Origin of the sequence: Alistipes sp. cv1, assembly GCF_900240235.1 — a bacterium.
In the GTDB taxonomy this organism is placed as follows: domain Bacteria; phylum Bacteroidota; class Bacteroidia; order Bacteroidales; family Rikenellaceae; genus Alistipes_A; species Alistipes_A hominis.
Map to the genome: position 1 here is coordinate 642,613 of NZ_OEPW01000001.1, position 23,249 is coordinate 665,861.

Sequence of the window (23,249 nt, forward strand, 5' to 3'; positions counted from 1 at the left end):
CTACAACGGAATATTAGAATGTTTCTTCGGCGGGTTCGCCAGACGCTTGTTGGCCAACGACTGCAACGCCCTCGCAATGCGGAAACGGGTGTTACGCGGCTCGATGATATCGTCGATATAACCGAACCGGGCAGCCACGTACGGATTGGCAAACTTGTCGCGGTACTCCTCCTCCTTCTGGGCTATGAATTCCGCTTTTTTCTGCTCGTCCTCGATCGCAGCGATCTCTTTCGACGACAACACCTCGGTAGCGCCTTTCGGCCCCATAACGGCGATCTCTGCGGTCGGCCACGCATAGTTGATATCGCCGCGCAGGTGTTTCGAACTCATCACGCAGTAAGCTCCGCCGTAGGCCTTGCGCAGGATTACCGTCACTTTCGGAACGGTCGCCTCGCCGTAAGCGAACAGCAGTTTCGCACCGTGGATAATGATTCCTCCGTACTCCTGGGCCGTCCCCGGCAGGAAGCCCGGCACGTCGACAAACGTCACGATCGGAATATTGAACGCATCGCAGAAGCGCACGAAACGGGCCGCCTTGCGCGAAGCGTTGATATCGAGCACCCCGGCCAGGAACTTCGGCTGGTTCGCGATGATCCCGACGCTCTGGCCTCCGAAACGGGCGAAACCGGTCACGATGTTCGGGGCGAATTTCGCCTGGCTCTCCAGGAAATCCCCGCCGTCGACTACGGCATGGATCACGTCCAGCACATTGTACGGCTTGTTGGGGTTGTCCGGGATGATGTCGTTCAGCACGTCTTCCATCCGGTCGATCGCATCGGTGCAGGCGGCTACCGGAGCGTCCTCCATGTTGTTCGACGGCAGGAAGCTCAGCAGCTTGCGCAGCATTTCGATCCCCTCCTCCTCGGTTTCGGAAACGAAATGGGCCACGCCGCTCTTGGCCGCATGAATCGAAGCGCCGCCCAGTTGTTCCTGCGTCACCTCTTCGCCGGTCACGGTCTTCACGACCTTCGGGCCGGTAACGAACATATAGCTGCTGCCCTTGCTCATCAGGATGAAGTCGGTCAACGCGGGCGAATAAACCGCGCCGCCGGCGCAAGGTCCGAAGATAGCCGAGATCTGCGGGATAACGCCCGAAGCGAGGATGTTGCGCTGAAAGATTTCGGTATAACCGGACAAACTGTTCACGCCCTCCTGGATACGCGCGCCGCCCGAATCGTTGATTCCGATCACCGGAGCCCCGTTTTTCATCGCCATATCCATCACTTTGCAGATCTTAGCGGCGAAGGTTTCGGACAGCGAACCGCCGAACACGGTGAAATCCTGCGAGAACACGTACACCTGACGGCCGTTGATCGTACCGTAGCCGGTTACGACGCCGTCGCCGAAATAGGTCTCTTCCTCGAGGCCGAAATTATTGCAGCGGTGCTTTACGAACATATCGAACTCTTCGAAGGAACCTTCGTCGAGCAGTAGCTTAATGCGTTCGCGCGCCGTTTTTTTCCCTTTTTTATGTTGTGAATCGATCCTTTTCTGACCGCCTCCGAGTCTCGCCTGTTCGCGATACCCCATCAATTCTTTGACTTTCTCTTGAATGTCGCTCATTTTGGTTTTGCAGTTATATACGGTTTCAGGTAAATTATTTGTTCTTGTTTTCGCACAGTTCGGTCAGCACGCCGCCGGTAGACTTCGGGTGCAGGAACGCGATGCTAAGCCCTTCGGCGCCTCCGCGCGGAGCCTTGTCGATCAGTTGGATGCCGTTCGCCTCGCATTCGGCCAGACAGTTTTCGATCCCGTCGACGGCAAAAGCCACATGGTGCACGCCTTCGCCCCTCTTTTCGATGAACTTGCCGATCGAACCTTCGGGAGAGGTCGATTCGAGCAGCTCGATCTTCGTGTCTCCGACTTTAAAGAAAGCGGTTTTCACTTTCTGGTCGGCGACCTCTTCGATGTTATAGCATTTGGTTCCGAGCATTTTTTCCCAATACGGGATGGCGGTATCCAAGCTTTTCACTGCGATACCGAGGTGTTCGATGTGCGATACTTTCATGATACAGATTTTTATTTTTAAGTAAGTTAATAGCTGCCGTATGCAATAAGGGGATTATTCAAATCCGAATCTCACAAATTTAGGATTTTATTCTTTAAAATCCAGTATCTACCGGAAAGTTTCTGTCCAAAAAACATACAGTCGCTAAAATCGGTGCAACTTTTGATACTGATTTTCGTTTTATTAATTAAGAATACGTATATTTGTTTAATTGTCGTGCTCATGAAAAAGATCATCGTTATAACAGGCATTTTGTTGCTGGCCTTTTCAGGAGTCAAAGCGCAACAACTGATCAACGGGGAAAAAGCTCCGGAACTGAAACTCAGCGAGTGGATCAGCAAGAACCAGTTGCAAAGCGGAAAGCCCACGTTGATCGAGTTCTTTTTCTCGCGCAGCGACCTGAGTATGAAGCGCCTGCCCACCGTGGACGACTTCGCGCGGAATTACGGCAAAAAACTGAACGTAGTCGTCATCGGCTGCGAAACGAAAGATAAGATCCAAAGCGTAATGGACGGAAAAGGATATGCGTTCGCCGTCGCGGTGGACAACGAACACAAGACGTTCACCGCCTACGGAGCGCAGTTCGTCCCGTACGGCGTTTTGCTCGATGCGCGCGGGAAAGTGCTCTGGTTCGGCAATTCGTCGAAATTCGGTGCCGAGGAGCTGAAAAAGACGCTGGAGTGGGAGTAGCCCTGACGAAGAGATTGATCCGATAATCATTTAATAACCTATGTTAAGATTGCTATTCCGACGGATATTGCCGGGAATCTTGTTCGTTGCAGTCTTCGCCGCCGGAGCGCGTGCCGAAGACCCTGCCGTAACGCCCTCGACGGCTTTGGAATCCTATTTGCACAACGGCGACCTGACCTACGGTTGGGAAGTCCGGGAAACGGTGCGCGACGGCAATGCGACCGTCTACCACCTGCTGTTGACTTCGCAGAAATGGCAGGACATCACCTGGACGCACCAGCTTTCGGTCATCGTACCGGATCGGATCACGCATCCCGGCGCGCTGCTGATGATTACCGGCGGCTCGGTCAAGGACGGACAACCGAACTGGAACGGAGGCATACAGGAAGGCCTGCTCGCGCCGATGGGAAAAATAGCGCAGGACAACCGCGCCGTCACAGCCGTCCTGAGGCAGGTTCCGAACCAACCGCTGTACGACAGCCTGAAGGAGGACGCGCTGATCTCTTATACGTTGCACCGTTTCCAGCAGGACGGCGACTACACCTGGCCGCTGCTGTTCCCGATGACCAAAAGCGCCGTGCGGGCAATGGACGCCGTGACGGAATTCTGCGCAGAGCGGTTGCAGCGCAAAGTGGAAGGATTTGTCGTGGCCGGAGCGTCGAAACGGGGCTGGACGACCTGGCTCGCCGCAGCGCAGGATAGCCGCGTGGCGGCAGCCGCGCCGATGGTGATCGACATCCTGAACATGCCCAAAAGCATCCGTTACCAACTGGAAGCGTACGGCGCTTACAGCGAACAAATCAAGGATTACAGCGACTTGGGCATCCTGCAATCGATCTCTTCGGAAAAGGGGCGCGCCATCGTCGAGATGATCGACCCGTACAGCTACCGCCGCAAATTGTCGCAGCCCAAACTGCTGCTGATGGGAACCAACGACGAATTTTGGGTGGCCGACAACGTCAAGAACTACATCGACTCGATCCCGGGGATCAACCGGCTGCATTACATCCCGAACGCCGGGCATAACCTCGGCGGCGGAGCCGAAGCGATGCTGACGCTGGATGCTTTTTTCGCTTCGCTGTTGTCGGATAATCTTTTCCCGACCTGCGCATGGCAGGCGAAAACCGGAGGCAAGAATCTGAAAATCGTGCTGGAGATGTCCCGCGAAAATCTTGTCGGCGCAGAGCTGTGGAGCGCCGTCTCGCCGACCCGCGATTTTCGCAAAGCGGAATGGAATTCCGCTCCGCTGCCGGAACCGGAAAGCGAAAAATACACGGTCGACGTACCGTTGCCCGAAACCGGTTTCAAAGCTTGTTACGTAGATCTGATCTACCGTACCGACGACGGCCGGCAATACAAAATCTCCACGCGCATTTTCATGACCGATCCAGGCAAATTGTTGTAATTATCCGGATAACGTTCGATCGGCCCGTATTTCCTCCCGGTGCCCCCTTGCCGCGCATTCAACGGATAACGCGGCCGGACGAAACGGCGGACGAAGGGAAGATCTCTTTTCAGGACGGTTTATTTCGGAAGCGGACCCGTGGATAAAAACGCGGGATATCCGTTCTTTTAAAAGCTAAAGCAAATTTCCGACGAGCAACAAACGAGCACAAAAAAAAGGAGCATGTCCTTGCACACTCCTTATCGGATCATACGTACCGTCGGAAACTTTCCGTCGCCGGCCGGCACTGCATTTCGGTTTCGGTTAGATTATTAGGCGCGTCAGCCAACGGCCTTCAATTGCCGGAATTTGTCGCTTTCGAGGCGGCTTTTCGCATACGGAACCGTCACGCGCAGCGACTTGCGTCCCTCCTGGCCCGGCAGGTCGAACATGCCGTCCATCATGATCGCTTCGCAGATCGACCGCAGGCCGCGCGCGCCGAGCTTGTACTCGATCGCCTTATCGACAATGTAATCGAGAGCGTCCTCGTCGAACGTCAGTTTGATGCCGTCCATTTCAAACAGCTTGACGTACTGGCGCGTAATCGCGTTTTTCGGCTCGGTCAGAATCGAGCGCAGCGCAACCCGGTCGAGCGGTTCGAGGTAGGTCAGCACCGGAATACGCCCGATCAGTTCGGGGATCAGTCCGAACGATTTGAGATCCTGCGGCATGACGTACCGCATCAGGTTGTCCTTATCGATCCGTTCCCTGTGAAGCTGTCCGTAACCGAGCGCCTGCGTATTGAGCCGCTGAGCGATTTTCTTCTCGATGCCGTCGAACGCTCCGCCGCAGATGAACAGAATGTTCGACGTATTGACCTGTATGAATTTCTGGTCGGGATGCTTGCGTCCCCCCTGGGGCGGTACGTTCACGACCGTACCCTCGAGGATCTTCAGCAACGCCTGCTGCACGCCTTCGCCCGACACGTCCCGCGTGATGGACGGGTTATCCCCTTTGCGCGCGATCTTGTCGATCTCGTCGATGAAAACGATCCCGCGTTCGGCCAGCGCCACGTCGTAGTCGGCCACCTGCAACAACCGCGTCAGGATGCTCTCCACGTCTTCGCCGACATATCCCGCCTCGGTCAGCACCGTCGCATCGACGATCGTAAACGGCACTTTGAGCAATTTGGCGATCGTCCGGGCCAACAACGTCTTCCCGGTACCGGTCTGCCCGACCATCATAATATTCGACTTGTCGATCTCGATCTGCATGTCGTTGCTCTCCTCGTGCAGCAACCGCTTGTAATGATTATAGACCGCCACCGATATATGCCGCTTGGCGCTCTCCTGCCCGATCACATACTGATCGAGAAACTGTTTGATCTGAATCGGTTTCAGAAGCTCCTCCATGCGGATGGAAGGCGCCTTGCGCACCGTCTTTTTGGGGTTCTCGGCCAGCAGCGCATGCCCGCGCTCGATGCACTGGTCGCAGATGCGGGCTCCGTTGTCGCCGTCGAACAGCATAGCCACCTCGTAACGCGAAAGCCCGCAGAACGAACAATGATCCGCCGGCCGTTTCGTATCCTTTTTCTCCATTTTCTATTCAAAAATATCCGCGCGATGCGGAAATTCGTATATTCGTTAGATTGCAGTCGTTTTCCGTTCCGTCGCCCTATTTCTTCCGGGCCGACAGCACTTCGTCGATCAGACCGTATTTCTGCGCTTCGGGAGCGGTCATCCAGTAATCGCGGTCGGCATCCTTCTCGATCTTTTTGATGGTTACGCCCGAATGCAGAGCGAGTATTTCGTATAACTCCTGTTTGGTGCGAAGAATCTGACGCGCCGTGATCTCGATGTCCGAGGCCTGTCCTTCGACGCCGCCCAGCGGTTGGTGGATCATCACCCGCGAATGCGGCAGCGCCGAACGTTTTCCCTTGGCTCCGGCCGTCAGCAAGACGGCCCCCATGCTGGCAGCCAGCCCGGTGCAGATCGTAGCCACGTCCGAACTGATCAACTGCATCGTATCGTAGATTCCCAAACCGGCCGTCACCGATCCTCCGGGCGAGTTGATATAAATCTGAATGTCTTTGTCCGGCTCGGTCGATTCGAGAAACAACAACTGCGCCTGGATGATATTGGCCACGTCGTCATAAACGGGGCAACCCAGAAAAATGATCCGATCCATCATCAACCTCGAAAAGACATCCATCGCGGCCACGTTCATCTGCCGCTCCTCGATGATCGTCGGGGAGATGGAGCCTTGCGCCGCCGCTTTGAACTGATGCAGTTTAAGACTGCTGATCCCGGCATGACCGGTCGCATATTTTTCAAACTCGCTCTTACTCATAATTATTTCATTTTACCGTTACTGTCTTTTATCGAAAGCCTATCCGGTATTTCTCTGCAAACCCCGAACCAAAAAGCGATCCGACCCGAATTTTCCGGACTTCCGCTCAACGTGCCAGCGCGACGACCGAAACGATCGCCCGGTGATCGGACAGGCCGGAAGGCATGATCCGCGTCGATTCGAGCGTCCACCGACCGGCCGGATAACCGAACAGGTAATCGATCTTGACGTCGGGAGCGTCGGCCGGAAAGGTCGGCTGCATCCCGCACAACAGATCGCAACCGGACGTCATCGCAGCGATCTCGGCGGCATCGGGCTCCGCATTGAAATCTCCGCCGAGCAACACCGGATAGCGCGACCGTTTCAGTTCGTTCAGAATGCACTCCGTCTGCATCCGTCGGCTCTCCTCGCTCAGTCCCAGGTGGGTCGATGCAAACACGACCGTATCCTGTCCGACTTCGACCGTAACGAGCAGCAACGCCCGGGATTCTTCCTGCGCGGAAGCCTGCGGCAACATCAGCTTCCGCACCCCGAGGTACGGCCTGGCCGTCAGCAGCCCGATCCCGTACCAGCCTCCGGCAAAAGCGATCGTCTTGCCGTACAATGGAAACATCCCGGTACGGAAGCCCAGCTCCGTAGCGAAATCCTTGCCGTGCTGATGCGGGATTCCCTCCCGGCGAGTATGGCAGTCCACTTCCTGAAGCGCCACCATATCCGGTTTTTCGGACGCGATTCGCGCCGCAAGCTCTTCCAGCGACGCCAACTCCCCGAAACGCAGGTTGTAGGTGATCGCTTTCAGCCGCAAAGTATCCTGCGCGCGGGCTATCGGCGCACAGCACAGCAGAGTCAGCAAAAGGCAAACGAAAAACGCCCCGGATTTTTTCATCGTCGTCCCGTTTTGGTCACAAATATTTACAAAGATACAACATTACTCTACAATTCCGCATACGTCTGCCGGTACGGATCGAAAAACGAAGGCGCAGGTCGTACTACCTGCGCCTTCGTTTTTTACGTCATTGCCGAAACTACTGCGCGTCCTGAACCAGTTTGCCGAAATCTTCGGCCGAAATGGCTTTTTCGGAAACCGTGATCTGCGGAATCACCGCGTCGATTACTTTATTTTCGAACAGTTTTTCGTAGACTTTCCGATTTTCCTCCTTGTTGCCGAGAATATTTTTCGCATAATTCGCCAACGTCTCGCCGTCTACATTCGGAATCCCGTAGTAAGCGAACTGGGCGGCGGCCATTTTCTTGGCTTCCTCGGTAGCCTCTTCCGGGGTCACTTCGAGTTTCAGCGCATCGATATAATGTTTCTGAATCAGATTCCAGCGCATCATATCGAGGAAACGGTCGAAGTCTTTGTCGATCTCCTCCATCGAGAACTTGCCCTCGTTGATCGTATAGAGCCAGTTTTTCAGGAACGCTTCCGGCATTACGAGTCCGGCTTTTTTCAACAGGAATTTGCGCACGTCGAGGTGCAACAGGAAATCGGTTTCGCGCGACAAATCGCGGGCGATCTGTTCCTCGATGTATTTTTCGAACGCTTCCGGCGTAGCGACGCCGCCGTCCGGGAAAGCGGTTTTGAAAAACTCCTCGTTCATTTCGGGAGCGACGAAACGGCGGATCTTATTGATCGTCAACTTATAATTCGGGTCCATCCCTTCCAGGTCGGCTTCCTTCACGCCGAGCGCGGCAGCACGCTGCGACGGCGTCTTGAACAACTTGGTCACATCGACGTCCAGCGAATCGCCGACCTTCTTGCCGATAAACGGCGCGCGGTCTTCGTCGCTCATGCCGATCAGACCTACGTAAGCCTCCTCGACTTTCGTATCGCCCTGTTCGAGCGTTACGTCGAGCGCGTCTTCCTTCTCGACCGTATCGACGTCGGTCAGTTTCCCGAAACGGTTCAAGAAGTTGGTGCGATAACCGTCGCGCATCTTATCTTCGATCCGGATCGAATACCGGGTTACTTTATCTTTTTTACTCAGGTCGATACCGATCTCCGGAGCCAGACCCACTTCGAACACGAACTCGTATTCGGTGCTGTCGTCGAAATCCAGCGGTTGCTGTTTGTCGCTCGGAATCATATCGCCGACGAGCGTGAGCTTCTCTTTTTCGATGTAATCGAAGCAGGCTTTCGAAGCGGCGCGGTACGACTCCTCGGCAACGACTCCTTTGCGGTACATTTTATTGATAATCCCCATCGGAACCATCCCCGGGCGGAAACCCGGAACGTTCGCTTTGCGTTTGTAGGTGCGCAGCGCCTTATCTACAGCTTCACTGTAATCGGCCTCACCCACGGTCACCTTCAGCAGCGTGGTGAGATTTTCAAGATTTTCTCTGACAATATTCATTTATCCGTAATATTTTGATCGTTAACGCGAACAAGATGGCCGCCCTGCGACAATGTCCGGCGGCCTTCCGACATCGTGCGGATAAAGGGACTCGAACCCCCACGCCGTGAGGCACCAGATCCTAAGTCTGGCGCGGCTACCAATTACGCCATATCCGCAGAAGCGCCACAAAGATAGCACATTTTTCATCAGGCTGCAAATTTTCGACCTAATTTTGCATGAATGACGCAAATACGTTTTTTCCCGGCCAAACGGCAAAAACGAACCGCCCCGTTTTCCCGACATTTTGATTTCCGGCAAAATATCGTTAGTTTTGTGCAAACGGTTGCATTAGTCCGACAACATCGCAAACCTAACCCTACCGAGTCATGAAACGGATCTACCTCCTGCTGAATGCGGCGACGCTGCTCGCCTGCCTGTTTTGCTCCCCTTTGTCCGGCAAACGCAAAACTCCGCAACCGGCCGAACCCGCGGCCCGCGAATACTGGATCGCCACGCTCGACCGGACGGCTTTGCCGGTACTGACCGCGTTGAGCGAACAGCGCCTGAAAGCGGCGATGCCGCTCGAAACGAAGATCGACCGAGCGCAACACGTGGGCTACCTCGAAGCGTTCGGCCGCACGCTGACCGGGATCGCCCCGTGGCTCGAACTCGGCCCGGACAGCACCGTCGAAGGCCGGAAACGGGCGCGCTACATCGAACTGGTACTGAAATGCCTCGACAACGCGACCAACCCGGAGTCGGCCGATTGCATGAACTTCACGGAATACCAGCAACCGCTGGTCGATGCGGCCTTCCTCGCGCACGGGCTGGTGCGGGCGCCCAAACAAATCTGGGGGCGTCTGGACGAACGAGTCAAACGGCAGGTCGTCGATGCCCTGAAATCCACCCGCACGATCCGCACTCCGACCAACAACTGGCTGCTTTTCAGCGGCATCATCGAAGCGTTCCTGCTCGACAACGACTACGGCGGCGACCTGATGCGAATAGACTTCGCGGTCAACAAACACCTCGAACGCTACAAAGGCGACGGCACGTACAGCGACGGCGACCTGTTCCAATGGGACTATTACAACAGCTTCGTGATCCAGCCGATGCTGCTGGACGTGGTGCGTATCCTGCATAAACGGAAACTCGTTTCCGACAAAACCTTTCAGGACGTGCAGCGGCGGATACAACGCTATGCCGCCGTACAGGAACGGCTAATCTCGCCGGAAGGAGCGTTCCCGCCGATCGGCCGGTCGCTGGCCTACCGGATCGGGGCGTTCCAAGCGCTCGGACAGGTCGCGCTCGGACATTTGCTGCCCGCCGAAGTCGCCCCCGCACAGGTGCGTTGCGCGCTGACGGCAGTGATGAAACGCATGATGGAAGCCCCGGGCACTTTCGACGAAAAAGGATGGCTGAAAATCGGTTTCTGCGGAGCGCAGCCGGGTATCGGAGAGGGCTACATCAATACCGGTAGTCTGTATCTGTGCTGCGCCGGTTTCTTGCCGCTGGGACTGCCGGCCGACGATCCGTTCTGGAACGCCCCCGACGCCGACTGGACTTCGTTGAAGCTGTGGAAAGGCATCGACCTGCCGGCCGACCACGCCGTCAACTGACCGGATTATTTTTCCAGGAAAAAACCGACCGAAACGTATTCGATACGCAGTTCGGGAAAGCGGGACAGGCGCACCATGTCGAAAACGACTTTGACCGAATCCGTTTCGTATTGCAGAAGCGCGCTCTTCATCGAATCCAACGCCGCGACGGGAACCGTATCCCGCACGGCATAACCGCTCCCGGACAGCTTTTCTCGCAGCATATCTTCCAGTCCCCGCCGGAACAGAAGGCTGCCGTCATTGTCTTTGATCGACAGCGTATCCCGGCTCAGATCGGCATACAGGCGCTGCCCGTTCTCGTAATTCTGCACGGCCCGCAACGTGCGGTATCCGGATATATCGACCGGAGCCCCGTCCGATTCGAGCAGCACGGAGTTCCGCTGCGGATCCTCCTGCGGAGTCAGTTCGGTGGCCCACGGCACGCTTACATACCATTCCAACACCTGAGGAATCACCTCGTTCTGCAAAGCGAACGAGTCGTCCACCCCGTAACGTTCCGCCATAAATCCGGCGGGACAGTTCCGGGCGAGGTATTCGAACGATTCGTAAAGACGACGGTAATCCTCGCGGTAAACCGAGTCGGCATCGGGACGTTTCTGCAAAATCAACCGGCCCGAAGCATCGGCCAATCCGAGACGGACGACGATCCGTTCGGCGCGCTGCATCTGCGAACGAATGCCGATAGCCGCCGCCGTAACTCCCGGTATATACGTGAAAACGGCCAGTAAAACGCCCGACAGCGCCGCGACATACAGGTAACGTCCGCTCCGACGGCTGAAAAACAGCAGGATCGTCACCGTCATGATCGCCCCGCAAACCGCCAGGTAAACCCTGTCCTGCGTAAACCCGTACTGCTGCACGCGATAACCCACTCCCGTCCAGAACATCGCGAGCGCCGGCAGCGCGATCAGGCTGAACCGGCCGTAATACCAGTCGTACAACCGCCGGAGCAGCATCGGCTGGCAGGCTTTCAACACCGTCGCGACGATCGCATAACCGAACACGAGGTAAGCGATTCCGCCCTTGGGCAGTTCCCACCGCAGCACGATCATTGCGAAATAGAGGTACAGGATCGCCGTGTAGATCAGCACGGTGGGGCTCAACACGTAATTGAGCAGCACATCGAAAAACGGATTCGGCCGAACGCCTTGCTCCCGGTCGCTCGTCCGGTTGAATGCCAGGAAACAAACCGGCGCCAGCAGCACGAACGCCGACATCGCGGCATAGGTCGTGAAACCGGACGATATCCCGGTGAAAATATTGAATATGTATACGATCGAATGGAAAATGGCCATCAGCGCCAGGAAAGCCGTCAACGCCAGCAGTAAGGCCGACAGCAGGTCGTACACGTAGCGTAGCGCGCGCTCGACGAACCGTTCGTTATCGCTCTGCCAATCGCTGGCCAGCACCGTCAACGCGCAGACGACCAGCGTCACGGGATAAGCCACCGTCCTCGTCCAGTCGCCGACGTCGGCCGCCAGCAACGGGAGCGCCAGCAACGGCGACAGATAATAGACGATCCGCCATGCGCCGCGGCGACACCACCGGTTCGTCACGAACGAAAACGTGAAAAACAGCGGCAGCAGCAACGCATAACCATCGTTTTCGATCACTTCCTCCCGGATCAACGCGCAGATCAGAAAGGCATAAACGGCTACGGCCGTTTCGGCCGGCGCATACCGGAACGTCTCGGCCAATCGGCCAACGAACCGGCGAATACGATCTTTTAACGATACTTTCAATGGTTATTGTTTTACGTCCAGACGGACACGTTATCCTCAATTACCGGTCGAACTCCAGCGCCCGGCCCCGGGCGTCGCGATCCACCGCCCCGTTCCGAAAAACGATTTTCCCGTTGACCAGCGTATGGGTCACCCGATTCGAAAACGTAACGCCCTCGAACGGCGACCAGCCGCATTTGGACAGGATATTCTGCGGCGACACCGTCCACGGATCGTCGGGCCTGACCAACACGATATCGGCGAAATACCCTTCGCGCAGGTAACCGCGCTCCCGGATCCGGAACCGGACAGCCGGCGCATGACACATTTTTTCGACCGCCGTTTCGACCGGGAACACCCCGTTGCGACTCATTTCGAGCATCGCCACCAGCGAATGCTGCACCAGCGGGCCGCCGGACGGAGCTTTCAGGTAAGGCAGCTTCTTCTCATCGAGCGTGTGCGGGGCATGATCCGTCGCTACGACGTCTACGCGTCCGTCCGCGATTCCGCGGCGCAACGCATCGCGGTCGGCCTCGCTTTTGATAGCCGGATTCCACTTGATAAAATTCCCCATGCGGGCGTAGTCGGCGTCACTGAACCACAGGTGATGCACGCACACCTCGTTCGTAATCCGTTTACCGGAGAGCGGCCCCCGGTCGAAAAGATCGAGTTCGCGGGCCGTGCTCAGGTGCAGCACGTGCAGGTCCGCCCCGTAGCGCGTCGCCAATTCGATGGCCTTCGCCGACGACCGGTAACAAGCCTCGGCCGACCGGATCAGCGGATGCATCGCCACCGTTATCTCATCGCCGTACCCAGCCCGGAAACGCTCCATATTAGCGCGCACGGTCGCCTCGTCCTCGCAGTGCGTCGCCACCGGCACCGGGGACTGGGCGAATATCGACGCCAGCGCGCGATCGTCGTCGACCAGCATGTTCCCGGTCGAAGAACCCATAAACACTTTGACGCCGCACACCCATTTCGGATCGATTCGTTCGATCTCGGCGGCATTTTCGTTCGTCGCCCCGAAATAAAACGAATAGTTCGTTACGGACGTTTCGGCGGCCCGTTCGAATTTCTCGTCGAGCAGGCCGAGCGTTACGGTCGGAGGCTTGACGTTCGGCATATCCATAAAAGAAGTGACTCCTCCGGCGGCGGCGGCGGCCGACTCGCTGCGGATATCGGCCTTGTAGGTAAGCCCCGGTTCGCGGAAATGCACCTGATCGTCGATCACGCCGGGCAACACCCACTGTCCCCGGGCGTCGATCGTTTCGCCTTCGAAACGGTCGTGCGGATATGCGCCCCGGCCGATCTCGGCGATCCGTTCGCCGCGGACGACTACGTATCCTTCGAAACGCTCCCCGTCACCGAAGACCGTCCCTCCGCGAATCAGCAGCCCCCGGCTCATACGGCTTTCGGTTTGATCGAACGGAAACGCAGTTTCAGCACCCCGAAAAAGGCTTCGCGGAAAATCCCGCCGCTCATTTTCGACGCGCCGAGCGTCCGTTCGGTGAAAATGATAGGCACCTCCTTGACACGGAAACCCAACTTCCACGCGGTATATTTCATTTCGACCTGAAAACCGTAACCTTTCATCCGCACGGCATCCATATCCATCGTCCGCAGCAACTTCGCGCTGTAACATACGAAACCGGCCGTCGCATCGCGCACCGGCATCCCGGTCACGAAACGCACATACGCCGACGCGTAATAGGACATCAGCACCCGCTTCATCGGCCAGTTCACCACGTTCACGCCGGTCACGTAACGCGACCCGATCACCAGGTCGGCCCCTGCGACCGCCGCCTGCGACAACCGCACCAGATCGTCCGGATTATGCGAAAAATCGCAGTCCATTTCGAAAACGTAGTCGTACCCGTTCTCAAGCGCCCAGCGGAATCCCGCAAGGTAAGCGGTGCCGAGTCCCAGCTTGCCGGAACGCTCGATCAGGTGCAGCGAGCCGGGATAGACCCGCTGCTGCTCCCGGACTACTTTCGCCGTACCGTCCGGAGAGCCGTCGTCGATAATCAACAGGTCGAACTTTTCAGGCAGGGAAAAGACTTTGTCTATCATCGGCCGGATGTTGTCAAGCTCGTTGTAGGTCGGAATAATCACCAGGTTTCTCATACATTCAGTTGCTATGCGCCGCGATGTTGCACGCGACACGCTAATTTTAAAACAAAAGTAGTAATTTTGGCGAAATATGTAACTTTATCCTTAAAAATTATGCCCATCGAACTGTCGCTGGAACTCACGCCGAAACAGGCATCCGACCAGGCCCGTTACCTGCCGCTGATCGCCGACCGGATAGCCGTTCCGCAATCCCGGATCGCACTGGTACGCATCGTTCGCCGTTCGATCGACGCGCGCAGCCGCCAGATCCGCGTCAACCTCGGCGTACAGATCTATGTCGACGGAGAACAGGCTCCGCCGCCGGTGCGCTTCGATTATCCGCAGGTCGGGGGTCGCACGCCGGTCGTCGTCGTCGGATCGGGGCCGGCCGGACTGTTCGCCGCGCTGCGGCTGATCGAACGCGGCTTGCGCCCGATCGTACTCGAACGCGGACGAGACGTCTCAGCGCGCAAAAGGGACATCGCCCGGATCAACCGCAACGGCCCGGTAGATCCGGAATCGAACTACGCTTTCGGCGAAGGCGGAGCGGGCACCTATTCCGACGGCAAGCTCTTCACGCGCTCGAAAAAACGCGGCGACTACCGCAAGGCGCTCGAAGTTTTCCGCTTCCACGGCGCCGACGAGTCGATCCTGTACGACGCGCACCCGCACATCGGCACCGACCGGCTGCCGCGCATCATCGCCGCGATGCGACAGACGATCGTCGACGCCGGCGGACAAGTGCTGTTCGGGGCGAAAATAACCGACGTCCGAATCCGGAACGGAAAAATCGCCGGGGTCTGCCTCGGCGACACGACGGTCGAAGGGGCCGCCGTAATTCTCGCGACCGGACACTCGGCGCGCGACATCTACGAAATCCTGCACCGCCGGGGAGTACGGATCGAAGCCAAACCGTTCGCGATGGGCGTCCGGGCCGAGCATCCGCAACAACTGATCGACCGCGCGCAATACCACCTGCCCGAACGCGGCGAATACCTGCCCGCCGCCTCGTACTCGTTGGTCAGCCAGGTCGGCGGACGGGGCGTCTACTCGTTCTGCATGTGTCCGGGAGGTTTTATCGTGCCGGCCATGACGCGCGCCGGAGAGTCGGTCGTCAACGGCATGTCGCCGTCGGGCCGCAACTCGGTATTCGCCAATTCGGGCATCGTCACCGAAATCCGCCTTTCCGACTTCGAACACCTGCGGGCCGAACACGGGGAACTGGCCGGGCTGCGTTTCCAGCAGCAATTCGAAGAGCTGGCCTACCGGCAGATCGGCGACCGGCAGATCGCCCCGGCGCAACGGCTGGCCGACTTCGTAGCCGGAAAAGCGTCCGGATCGCTGCCGCGCTGCTCCTACGTGCCGGGCATCGCCGCGACGCGAATGGAACAATGGATGCCCGGTACGATTTCCGACGCGCTGCGGGGCGGCCTGGCCTCGTTCGGCAAAAAACTGCGCGGATTCGTAACGAACGAGGCGCTCGTCGTCGGCGTCGAATCGCGCACTTCTTCGCCGGTACGCATCCCGCGCGATCCGGCGACGCTGATGCACCCGCAGACCGCGGGGCTTTTCCCGGCCGGCGAGGGCGCCGGATACGCCGGGGGAATCATCTCGGCCGCCATCGACGGCGAACGGTGCGCAGACCGCGCCGCCGACTACCTTGCAGGAAAGCCGTAAAGTCCTTTTTATGACCGGAATGGACGGAATGCCGCCGACAGGATGCAAAAAAGCCGTACCTTTGCGGTATGAACCGTAAAATCCTCGCGCTGGCCATTCCGAACATCATCTCCAACATCACGATCCCGCTGTTGGGCATGGTCGACATGGCCATCGTCGGTCACCTCGGCGACGACGCGCTGATCGGCGGAATCGCCATCGGGACGGCCGTTTTCAACTTCATATACTGGAACCTGGCTTTCCTGAGAATGGGAACCAGCGGCCTGGCGGCACAAGCCTACGGCGCGCACGATTTCCGCGAAATCGCCGCCATTCTGGTACGGGCTCTTTCGGTCGCGCTGGCGGCAGCGATGGCGCTGCTGATCCTGCAGCGTCCAGCCGGCCGGCTGACGCTGATGATGATGGACGGCACGCCGCACACGATGCGCTATGCGGCCGAATATTTTTTCGCACGCATCTGGGCGGCCCCGGCCACCATCTCGCTGTTCGCTTTCCAGGGATGGTACATCGGTATGCAGAACTCGCGCTTCCCAATGTACATCGCCATCGTCATCAACCTGATCAACATCGTCTTCTGCCTGTGGTTCACGCTGGGACTCGGCTGGGGCATCGCCGGCGTAGCCTGGGGAACGGTCGTCGCGCAATATTGCGGTCTGCTGATCTCCGCCGGGCTGTGGCTCCGGTATTACCGGCGCTTTCTACGCTACATCGACCTGAAAGAGAGCCTGAAGATCAAACCGATGCTCGGATTTTTCCGAATCAACCGCGACATTTTCCTGCGGACGGCCTGCATCGTCGCCGTATACACTTTTTTCACCTCCGCATCGTCCGGCATGGGAGACACGCTGCTGGCGGTCAACATGCTGCTAATGCAGCTTTTCACGTTGTTCTCGTACCTGATGGACGGCTTCGCCTATGCCGGGGAATCGCTGGCGGGACGCTACGTAGGCGCCCGGAATCCCGAGATGCTGCGCAAATGCATCCGCTACCTGCTCGCATGGAGCCTCGTCGTGGCGATACTCTACGTCGGCGTCTACGCCTTCGGCTGGCGGACGATCCTGTCGCTGTTCACCGACAGCACGGCCATTCTGTCCGGAGCCGGGGCCTATGTCGAATGGCTGGTCGTGATCCCGCTGATCGCCTTCGCCCCATTCATGATCGACGGCATTCTGATCGGAGCGACCCGCACGGCGGTGATGCGCAACTCCGTCTTCGTCTCGACGGTCGTCTTCTTCGCCGCCTATTACGGACTGCGCGGCATAGCGGGCAACAACGCCCTCTGGTTCGCATTCACGGCATTTCTGGTGATGCGCGGGGTGCTGCAATATTATATGACGAACCGGCTGCGGATCATCTGACCCGCAACCGGCAATCGTTATCCGCCTTCCCGACGGAATTTATTTCCCGATCTTGCCGAAATAATCGTTCAGCAACTCGCGGGCCGCGACGAACGAACTTTTACGGTCGGCCAGCACCATCTTCTCGAATTCGCCGATCCGGGCCGCGACCTCTTCGTTCCGGTAAAAATGCTCGCGCAACGCTTCGTCGATCGTTTCGTACATCCAGTATTTAGCCTGCCGGTGACGGTTGCGCTGGAAATAACCGTTCTTTCCGGTAAACTTCAAAAAATCTTCGACGCCGTTCCAGATTTCGGACAGTCCGGTGTGCTCGACCGACGAACAGGTGTAAACCCGCGGCCGCCACTGCGAATCGGGCATCGGAAACAGGTTCAGCGCATTGGCGAAATGACTCCGGGCTACATCGGCACGCTGCTGATTGCCGCCGTCGGCCTTGTTGATCGCGATCATATCGGCCATCTCCATGATGCCGCGCTTGATCCCTTGCAGTTCGTCGCCGGCGCCGGCGATCTGCAACAACAAAAACATATCGACCATCGAATGCACGGCCGTCTCGGACTGCCCCACCCCGACCGTCTCGATGAAAATAACGTCGAACCCGGCGGCTTCGCACAGAATGATGGTTTCGCGCGTCTTGCGGGCCACCCCACCGAGCGAACCGGCCGAAGGGGAAGGGCGTATGAAAACGCTCGGATTGTGCACAAGCGTCTCCATCCGGGTCTTATCGCCCAGGATGGAACCTTTGCTGCGCTCCGAACTCGGGTCGATCGCCAGCACCGAAAGCTTGTGCCCGAGGTTGGCCACCATGTCGCCGATCGCTTCGATAAACGTCGACTTGCCGGCGCCCGGCACCCCGGTGATCCCGATCCGCACCGACCGGCCCGAATGGGGAAGGCAGCGCTCGATGATCTCCTGCGCCTGCGCGTAGTGTTCGGGCAACAGGCTCTCGACCAGCGTAATCGCCTGCGAAAGCACCGTAATATTACCCGCCAGGATTCCCTGCATGTATTCGTCGGTCGTCATCCGATGCCGTTTCGCCCGGCGGAAATAAGGGTTTACGACGGGAGGCTGTTCGACGCCCCGGTTCACCGCCAGCGCGCTGTCGTGCTCCCTGCCGTGTATATCTTCGTAGTGTTCCATAGTCCAATCGCGGATTATTCGACGAAGATACCAATTTTATTTGATCTCTCCTACCGTACAACGGAAAAGTCTCCGGCATGAATTCCGGAAATGTCCCGCGCTTCCGGAGTACGGGCGAGACGTCGTTCGGATTCCGCCGCGGTAAATTGCCGCATCACGGGACTTCGCAGCGCGCCGCTTTTGCAAATCCGGAAAAATAAATTACTTTTGCCCTGACTTTTCCGTCCGGAGAAGGATATTCGGGGTGTAGCGCAGCCCGGTTAGCGCACCTGCTTTGGGAGCAGGGGGTCCCAGGTTCGAATCCTGGTACCCCGACAAATGGAAAATGCGGGCGGCGGCAAAATAATTGCCGCCGCTCGGTTTATTTATTTTCAAACCGTTCGCTCTTTTCCGTCGGGCATTACCGGCTTTTGCTTTTGAATATTTTCCGAAATACGCGGTACGCCCTGATATAAAGCCCGTAATGACCGTACAGCATCCGCCGTCTGAACCAAGTTCCCCAACCGATTCGGCTGAATTTCAGGCGATCGAAATCATGCATCTTAGATACGATATCCCTGCAAACGGCGTCGAATTCGAACGCCTCGCCGAAAACGGAGATGTGATTGATCACATGGGCGCCTCGTTTCAACACTTCGGCTTCGAACCGATCCTGGTCTTCGGGGAAAACATTTTTTTCGCGCAGGAACAGCACCCTCTCACGGATCACCAAAAAGAACCGATATTCGGCCTGCGGATCAAATCCGCTGTGCAGGATACTTCCGGTCCGGAGCAGGTAATAATATAGAGGCACATTCTGTTGCACGATCCGGTTCGCTCTGTAAAACAGTTTGTACATGATCGCCATATCCTCAAAGACCGTATGATCTTCCGGGAAAAGCACCCCGTCGAACAACTCCCGTTTGAACAGTTTATCCCAGAAATAACTTCTTATCAGGGAGTCTTCGTATAACAATCTCAGCGCCTCCCTGCGGTCATAAACGACGGTATCGCCGCCGTCCCCGGAAGCCCCGCACCGCATCCCTTGCTCCCCGACCTCGTAATACGAACAAATGGAAATATCCGCCCCGTAATCCGTCGCCCCCCGGTACAATGTCCGGCAAAAATCGCGATCCACCCAGTCGTCGCTGTCCACGAAACCCAAATACCTGCCGCGCGCAAGCCGAATACCCGCATTGCGGGCTCCGCTGACCCCGGCATTCCGTTGGTGGACGACCCGGATCCGGCTATCCCGCTCCGCATAAGAATCGCAGACGGCCCCCGACGCGTCCGTCGAACCGTCGTCGACGAGAATGATCTCGATTTCACCGAAAGTCTGCGCCAAAAGGGAGTCTATGCACTTCGGCAAATAAGCCTGCACGTTATAGACAGGAACTACGACGGTTATCTCCGGTACGCTCATTCCTTTGGATGTTAACGGCATTTTCGGCCGGTCAGTTTCCGGCAACTTCGGATCAGATTCGCATATCCGTCGAAATGATCATAAATCATCTTCCGCCTGAGACAAACGCCGATACCGATTCGTCCGATCCCCAGATGGTCATAACCGTGCATCCTTGCAATCACATCGCCGTACAGGCTTTCGAATGCGGTATAATTTTCACGGGATACGATTCGCCCGATCAGGCGGATCGCCCTTTTCAGCACCTTGGCCTCCAGTTTTCCGCGCTCTTCGGGCAGCAGGTTTTTCTCTTTCTCGAAAAGCGCCTGTTCGCAGACCGCCAGAAAAAACTGATACTCTTTCAACGGATGGGACATCTCGTTCGTACAGCTATCGCCCCGCATCCGGTAATAATACAACGGAACATTCATCTGCACGACCGCCCCGGTCCGGTAAAACAGCTTATGCATAATGGCCATATCTTCACACATGATACGGTCTTCGGGGAACCCGATCCCGTCGAACAACTCGCGTCGGAACAACTTGTTCCAACTGAAACTCCTGATCCGGACATCTTCATACAGCATCCGGATAGCCTCTTTCCGGTCGTAAATCGTTATTTTTCCGTCCGCCGCCTCGGGTTTGGTTTTCCGCGACCGCGCCACGTAATAAGAGCAGATCGAAATATCCGCCCGGTAATCGATCAACGTTTCATACAGCCGCTTGCAATAATCCCGGTCGACCCAATCGTCGCCGTCGACGAATCCCAGATATTTACCGCGGGCGAGACGGATCCCGACGTTGCGCGCCTTGCTTACGCCGGCATTCTGCTGATGAACGACCCGGATGCGGCCGTCCCGGGCCGCATAGCGATCGCAGATTTCGGCAGAGGCATCGGTCGAACCGTCATCGACCAGGATGATCTCGATCGCCGCAAAACTCTGCCCCAACAGAGAATCCAGGCACTCGGGCAAATATTCCTGCACGTTGTATACGGGAACCACGAGGCTGATCCCGGGCACATCCTTTGTTCTTTCCATCCAATGCAAAACAGTCAAAAGTAATCGATAAATTCCCTCCTATTCGTTCGTACGCAAACCGTTTCATTCCGGCGTCTTTACTCGGACAAAAATCATTGTCAAGGCCGAATATTCCTCAAACCTATCCCGTTTGACCCTTTTCGTATAACAAAGAAACGATTATTAAACGAATTTGCAAATCAAACCGAAGCAATTCGCACGGAATAGATAAAAAAACACACGGATATCCGACTCGAAACGCCGGCCCTGCTTTAAGGATGCCTGCGACCGTCCGATCGTTGCTTACCGGCAGCCAGAAAACAAAAATATCCGGGATAATGACTTATCCCGGATATTTCGGTTAAACGATCGACGTTATCAGTCGACGTCCACGATAGCCACACGATTCAACGGAATTTCCGGGAATTCGTTGGTACCGCCCTTCGCTACGATCTCCAGCTAGGAAGCTTTCACGCCCAGACGGTCGACGAGCACTTTGTAAACGGCTTCGGCTCGCTGCTGGCTCAGGTACTGGTTGCGTTTTGCAGAACCGGTAGCGCTATTTGCACTGACCATCATTCATTCTGTTGAATAAATGCGTTTAATTTAAGTATAATCTTATAAACTTCTGTATTTCGTACTTTCATCGGCTTTCTTAAAATTTCATCGGACAATTGAAGGGCCTTTACTCTTCGGCCCGTTTTATCGTAAATCAACACCAACTGATAAAGGGGTGTAAAACGGTTAGGACACATCCTGGAGGCTAACCGGGCACACTGTTCCGCTTGGATATAATCGCCGACATTATAATAATTATCTGCCTGCAACACCTGTACATCGCAATCATTCAATTGTCGTTCGCAATCTCTCAATACCTGGTTGCTTTGTTGATATTGCCCGGATTTATTCAGAATAGCTCCGTAATTATAAAGAAATTCAGGATCATCAAACTGTTCAATTAAATACAAATCACGATATCGAGTTAACATTTGTTCGCTCACCCCCTGAATGAAGTACTGTTTTTTTAACCGACTCCATACTTTCTCCGATCGAACTTTTCTCATAGAATCCACACTAGCATAATAAACAGCAGGCAAAAAGATCGCCAGCAGTAACCAGACAGGAACAGTACCTTTCAATATATCTTGTCCCTGTGATCTTGTGATCAGAAACAAGTTCAACGAAACCATAATTAAAACAACCGCATAGGAAAGCGGATAAGAAAACAAACCCAAGATGCCGATTCCCAATAATGACAAGACAGCCATCTGTTTATCTTCGGTAATTATTATCAGGCTTTTTCTGAATGTAAAAAAAGAGAAGTACGGAAAGCAACAAAATCCCCGTCACGCCGAATTGAATCAAAAAACCAAGATACTCATTAAAAGGAGCTCTGACATTATCAGCAAGATTCCCGAACCGGCTATTCGGATTCTTTTCAAAATAAGCAGCCTGATAAAGCATATAGTTTGGCTGAAAAGCATTCGCCCCATGCCCGAAAAACGGTTTATCGGTCACCATATCCCAGGATGACTTCCAAATCAATACCCTCCCATCGGCCGAATCTTTTTTATAAAAATACAGGCTTATTCCTCCACCTATAATACACGCGGAAATGAATACGGAAACAAGCCATTTGATTTTTTCGGAAAGCGACGCAAAAGATTTATAAGTATATCGCAACAAACAGATCGCACCGATCGCTCCTGCAGCGATTAGTCCGGCCCGTGACTTCGACAATACGAGTCCTGTCAGGAAAATTCCGATTGCACAGATTCCGAGAATCCGTAACAGAAATCCGCGGCGGACAACCTGATATACTGCAAAAGGAAGCAGCGCAATCAGCATCGATGCAAAACCGGCAGGATTATCAAAATGTCCGCAAGCCCCCAAAACATCTGATCTATAACGGGAAATACCATACAAAGTTTCGCAAATCCCCAATAAAACAATGACAACAGATAACAAACGGATATCCCGCTCTCCGAAAAGAGTTTTCAGGATCACAAAAACTCCCAAGACTAAACCGATCCTGTAAAAAAGGTTTCGTTCCGGGAAAGGTGAAAAAAGTCCGAAAACAGCAATCAACCCCAGAAAACTTAGCAAAAAAACCTCACCGGCATTCAGGAAAAACTTTCGTCTTATTCGAAATAGCAAAACGATTGCAGCCACTACTATCGTAATAGTGGCTGCAAACTGAATGAATGTATTCTGACTTATCTCAGATATCAGAAACTGTAGAAATGACACAATTTAATACATAATTAGCAAAAGAAAAAACGACATTCTTTTTGATTTCGTTGCTCCTTATACCATAAATTCTCCGCAATAAAAATCACGATTATTGTTAGATTCCACCGTCTCAGTAAGGTTTCACACAATAATAAAACGCTGAAGCGATAAAAATTACTGCTATAATAACTATGCGAATGATTCTTAATGCTTTTTTGTTGGTTAT

20 protein-coding genes and 2 tRNA genes are annotated in these 23,249 nt (G+C 55.5%); 6 read left to right on the forward strand and 16 right to left on the reverse strand.

What is annotated here, in order from left to right:
• Together C1A08_RS02680 and mce are read right to left on the reverse strand one after the other, a co-directional pair.
• Positions 1 to 1,563 (reverse strand): acyl-CoA carboxylase subunit beta, encoded by a 1,563-nt coding sequence (locus C1A08_RS02680; RefSeq protein WP_055201829.1) that lies wholly within the window; start codon positions 1,561 to 1,563, stop codon positions 1 to 3.
• Between the two features lie 34 nt (positions 1,564 to 1,597).
• Positions 1,598 to 2,008 (reverse strand): methylmalonyl-CoA epimerase, encoded by a 411-nt coding sequence (gene mce, locus C1A08_RS02685; protein WP_055201831.1) that lies wholly within the window; start codon positions 2,006 to 2,008, stop codon positions 1,598 to 1,600.
• Positions 2,009 to 2,230: 222 nt separating this feature from the next.
• On the opposite strand from mce, the gene C1A08_RS02690 reads away from it, so the two are divergent.
• Positions 2,231 to 2,698, forward strand: coding sequence for a TlpA family protein disulfide reductase (locus C1A08_RS02690; protein WP_055201834.1), 468 nt, complete (start codon positions 2,231 to 2,233; stop codon positions 2,696 to 2,698).
• 40 nt (positions 2,699 to 2,738) lie between these two features.
• Complete coding sequence (locus C1A08_RS02695; protein WP_101571199.1) at positions 2,739 to 4,103, forward strand: PhoPQ-activated pathogenicity-related family protein; 1,365 nt, start codon at positions 2,739 to 2,741, stop codon at positions 4,101 to 4,103.
• 320 nt (positions 4,104 to 4,423) lie between these two features.
• Here C1A08_RS02695 and clpX read toward each other — a convergent pair whose 3' ends face one another.
• The 5 genes from clpX to C1A08_RS02720 all read right to left on the reverse strand — a co-directional run bounded on the left by clpX (position 4,424) and on the right by C1A08_RS02720 (position 8,943).
• The gene (clpX, locus tag C1A08_RS02700; RefSeq protein WP_055201838.1) at positions 4,424 to 5,680 is read right to left on the reverse strand and encodes an ATP-dependent Clp protease ATP-binding subunit ClpX; all 1,257 of its coding nucleotides are present in this window, start codon (positions 5,678 to 5,680) and stop codon (positions 4,424 to 4,426) included.
• Positions 5,681 to 5,756: 76 nt separating this feature from the next.
• A complete protein-coding gene (gene clpP, locus C1A08_RS02705; protein ID WP_055201840.1) occupies positions 5,757 to 6,431 on the reverse strand; it encodes an ATP-dependent Clp endopeptidase proteolytic subunit ClpP in 675 nt (224 codons plus the stop codon).
• A gap of 106 nt (positions 6,432 to 6,537) precedes the next feature.
• A complete protein-coding gene (locus C1A08_RS02710; protein WP_101571201.1) occupies positions 6,538 to 7,317 on the reverse strand; it encodes an endonuclease/exonuclease/phosphatase family protein in 780 nt (259 codons plus the stop codon).
• A gap of 139 nt (positions 7,318 to 7,456) precedes the next feature.
• On the reverse strand, positions 7,457 to 8,785 hold the full coding sequence (gene tig / locus C1A08_RS02715) for a trigger factor (protein WP_101571203.1): 1,329 nt from the start codon (positions 8,783 to 8,785) through the stop codon (positions 7,457 to 7,459).
• Between the two features lie 76 nt (positions 8,786 to 8,861).
• Positions 8,862 to 8,943, reverse strand: a tRNA-Leu gene (locus C1A08_RS02720).
• Positions 8,944 to 9,153: 210 nt separating this feature from the next.
• On the opposite strand from C1A08_RS02720, the gene C1A08_RS02725 reads away from it, so the two are divergent.
• Positions 9,154 to 10,386, forward strand: a complete 1,233-nt coding sequence (locus tag C1A08_RS02725; RefSeq protein WP_101571204.1) for a DUF2264 domain-containing protein — start codon at positions 9,154 to 9,156, stop codon at positions 10,384 to 10,386.
• A 5-nt stretch (positions 10,387 to 10,391) separates the two neighbouring features.
• Here the strand turns inward: C1A08_RS02725 and C1A08_RS02730 are convergent, their stop codons facing one another.
• From C1A08_RS02730 to C1A08_RS02740, 3 genes are read right to left on the reverse strand one after another with little or no spacing between them, the layout of a single operon-like run.
• The gene (locus C1A08_RS02730) at positions 10,392 to 12,128 is read right to left on the reverse strand and encodes a DUF4153 domain-containing protein (RefSeq protein ID WP_145996501.1); all 1,737 of its coding nucleotides are present in this window, start codon (positions 12,126 to 12,128) and stop codon (positions 10,392 to 10,394) included.
• A gap of 40 nt (positions 12,129 to 12,168) precedes the next feature.
• A complete protein-coding gene (locus tag C1A08_RS02735; RefSeq protein ID WP_101571208.1) occupies positions 12,169 to 13,512 on the reverse strand; it encodes a dihydroorotase in 1,344 nt (447 codons plus the stop codon).
• Positions 13,509 to 14,231 (reverse strand): polyprenol monophosphomannose synthase, encoded by a 723-nt coding sequence (locus tag C1A08_RS02740; protein WP_101571210.1) that lies wholly within the window; start codon positions 14,229 to 14,231, stop codon positions 13,509 to 13,511. The genes C1A08_RS02735 and C1A08_RS02740 overlap by 4 nt, the downstream gene beginning before the upstream one ends.
• 99 nt (positions 14,232 to 14,330) lie before the next feature.
• Here C1A08_RS02740 and C1A08_RS02745 point away from each other — a divergent pair, with 99 nt between their 5' ends.
• Together C1A08_RS02745 and C1A08_RS02750 are read left to right on the forward strand one after the other, a co-directional pair.
• Positions 14,331 to 15,893 carry an NAD(P)/FAD-dependent oxidoreductase gene (locus C1A08_RS02745; RefSeq protein ID WP_101571211.1) on the forward strand — a complete coding sequence of 521 codons (1,563 nt, stop codon included), beginning with the start codon at positions 14,331 to 14,333 and terminating at the stop codon, positions 15,891 to 15,893.
• Positions 15,894 to 15,961: 68 nt separating this feature from the next.
• On the forward strand, positions 15,962 to 17,251 hold the full coding sequence (locus tag C1A08_RS02750) for an MATE family efflux transporter (protein ID WP_101571212.1): 1,290 nt from the start codon (positions 15,962 to 15,964) through the stop codon (positions 17,249 to 17,251).
• 39 nt (positions 17,252 to 17,290) lie between these two features.
• Here C1A08_RS02750 and meaB read toward each other — a convergent pair whose 3' ends face one another.
• Positions 17,291 to 18,391: a methylmalonyl Co-A mutase-associated GTPase MeaB gene (gene meaB / locus C1A08_RS02755; protein WP_055201856.1), complete on the reverse strand. Its 1,101-nt coding sequence runs from the start codon at positions 18,389 to 18,391 to the stop codon at positions 17,291 to 17,293.
• Positions 18,392 to 18,631: 240 nt separating this feature from the next.
• Here meaB and C1A08_RS02760 point away from each other — a divergent pair.
• Positions 18,632 to 18,706: transfer RNA gene (locus C1A08_RS02760), tRNA-Pro, on the forward strand.
• 85 nt (positions 18,707 to 18,791) lie between these two features.
• Here C1A08_RS02760 and C1A08_RS02765 read toward each other — a convergent pair.
• From C1A08_RS02765 to C1A08_RS02785, 5 genes are all read right to left on the reverse strand, one after another.
• Positions 18,792 to 19,793 (reverse strand): glycosyltransferase family 2 protein, encoded by a 1,002-nt coding sequence (locus C1A08_RS02765; protein ID WP_180951509.1) that lies wholly within the window; start codon positions 19,791 to 19,793, stop codon positions 18,792 to 18,794.
• An 11-nt stretch (positions 19,794 to 19,804) separates the two neighbouring features.
• A complete protein-coding gene (locus C1A08_RS02770) occupies positions 19,805 to 20,812 on the reverse strand; it encodes a glycosyltransferase family 2 protein (RefSeq protein ID WP_101571216.1) in 1,008 nt (335 codons plus the stop codon).
• 438 nt (positions 20,813 to 21,250) lie between these two features.
• Entirely contained in the window at positions 21,251 to 21,370 is a 120-nt protein-coding gene (locus tag C1A08_RS02775) for an OmpA family protein (RefSeq protein WP_101571218.1), read from the reverse strand.
• Positions 21,367 to 22,059 carry a hypothetical protein gene (locus C1A08_RS02780; protein ID WP_101571220.1) on the reverse strand — a complete coding sequence of 231 codons (693 nt, stop codon included), beginning with the start codon at positions 22,057 to 22,059 and terminating at the stop codon, positions 21,367 to 21,369. The genes C1A08_RS02775 and C1A08_RS02780 overlap by 4 nt, the downstream gene beginning before the upstream one ends.
• A gap of 4 nt (positions 22,060 to 22,063) precedes the next feature.
• Complete coding sequence (locus C1A08_RS02785; RefSeq protein ID WP_145996502.1) at positions 22,064 to 22,963, reverse strand: O-antigen ligase family protein; 900 nt, start codon at positions 22,961 to 22,963, stop codon at positions 22,064 to 22,066.
• Between the last annotated feature and the right edge of the window lie 286 nt (positions 22,964 to 23,249).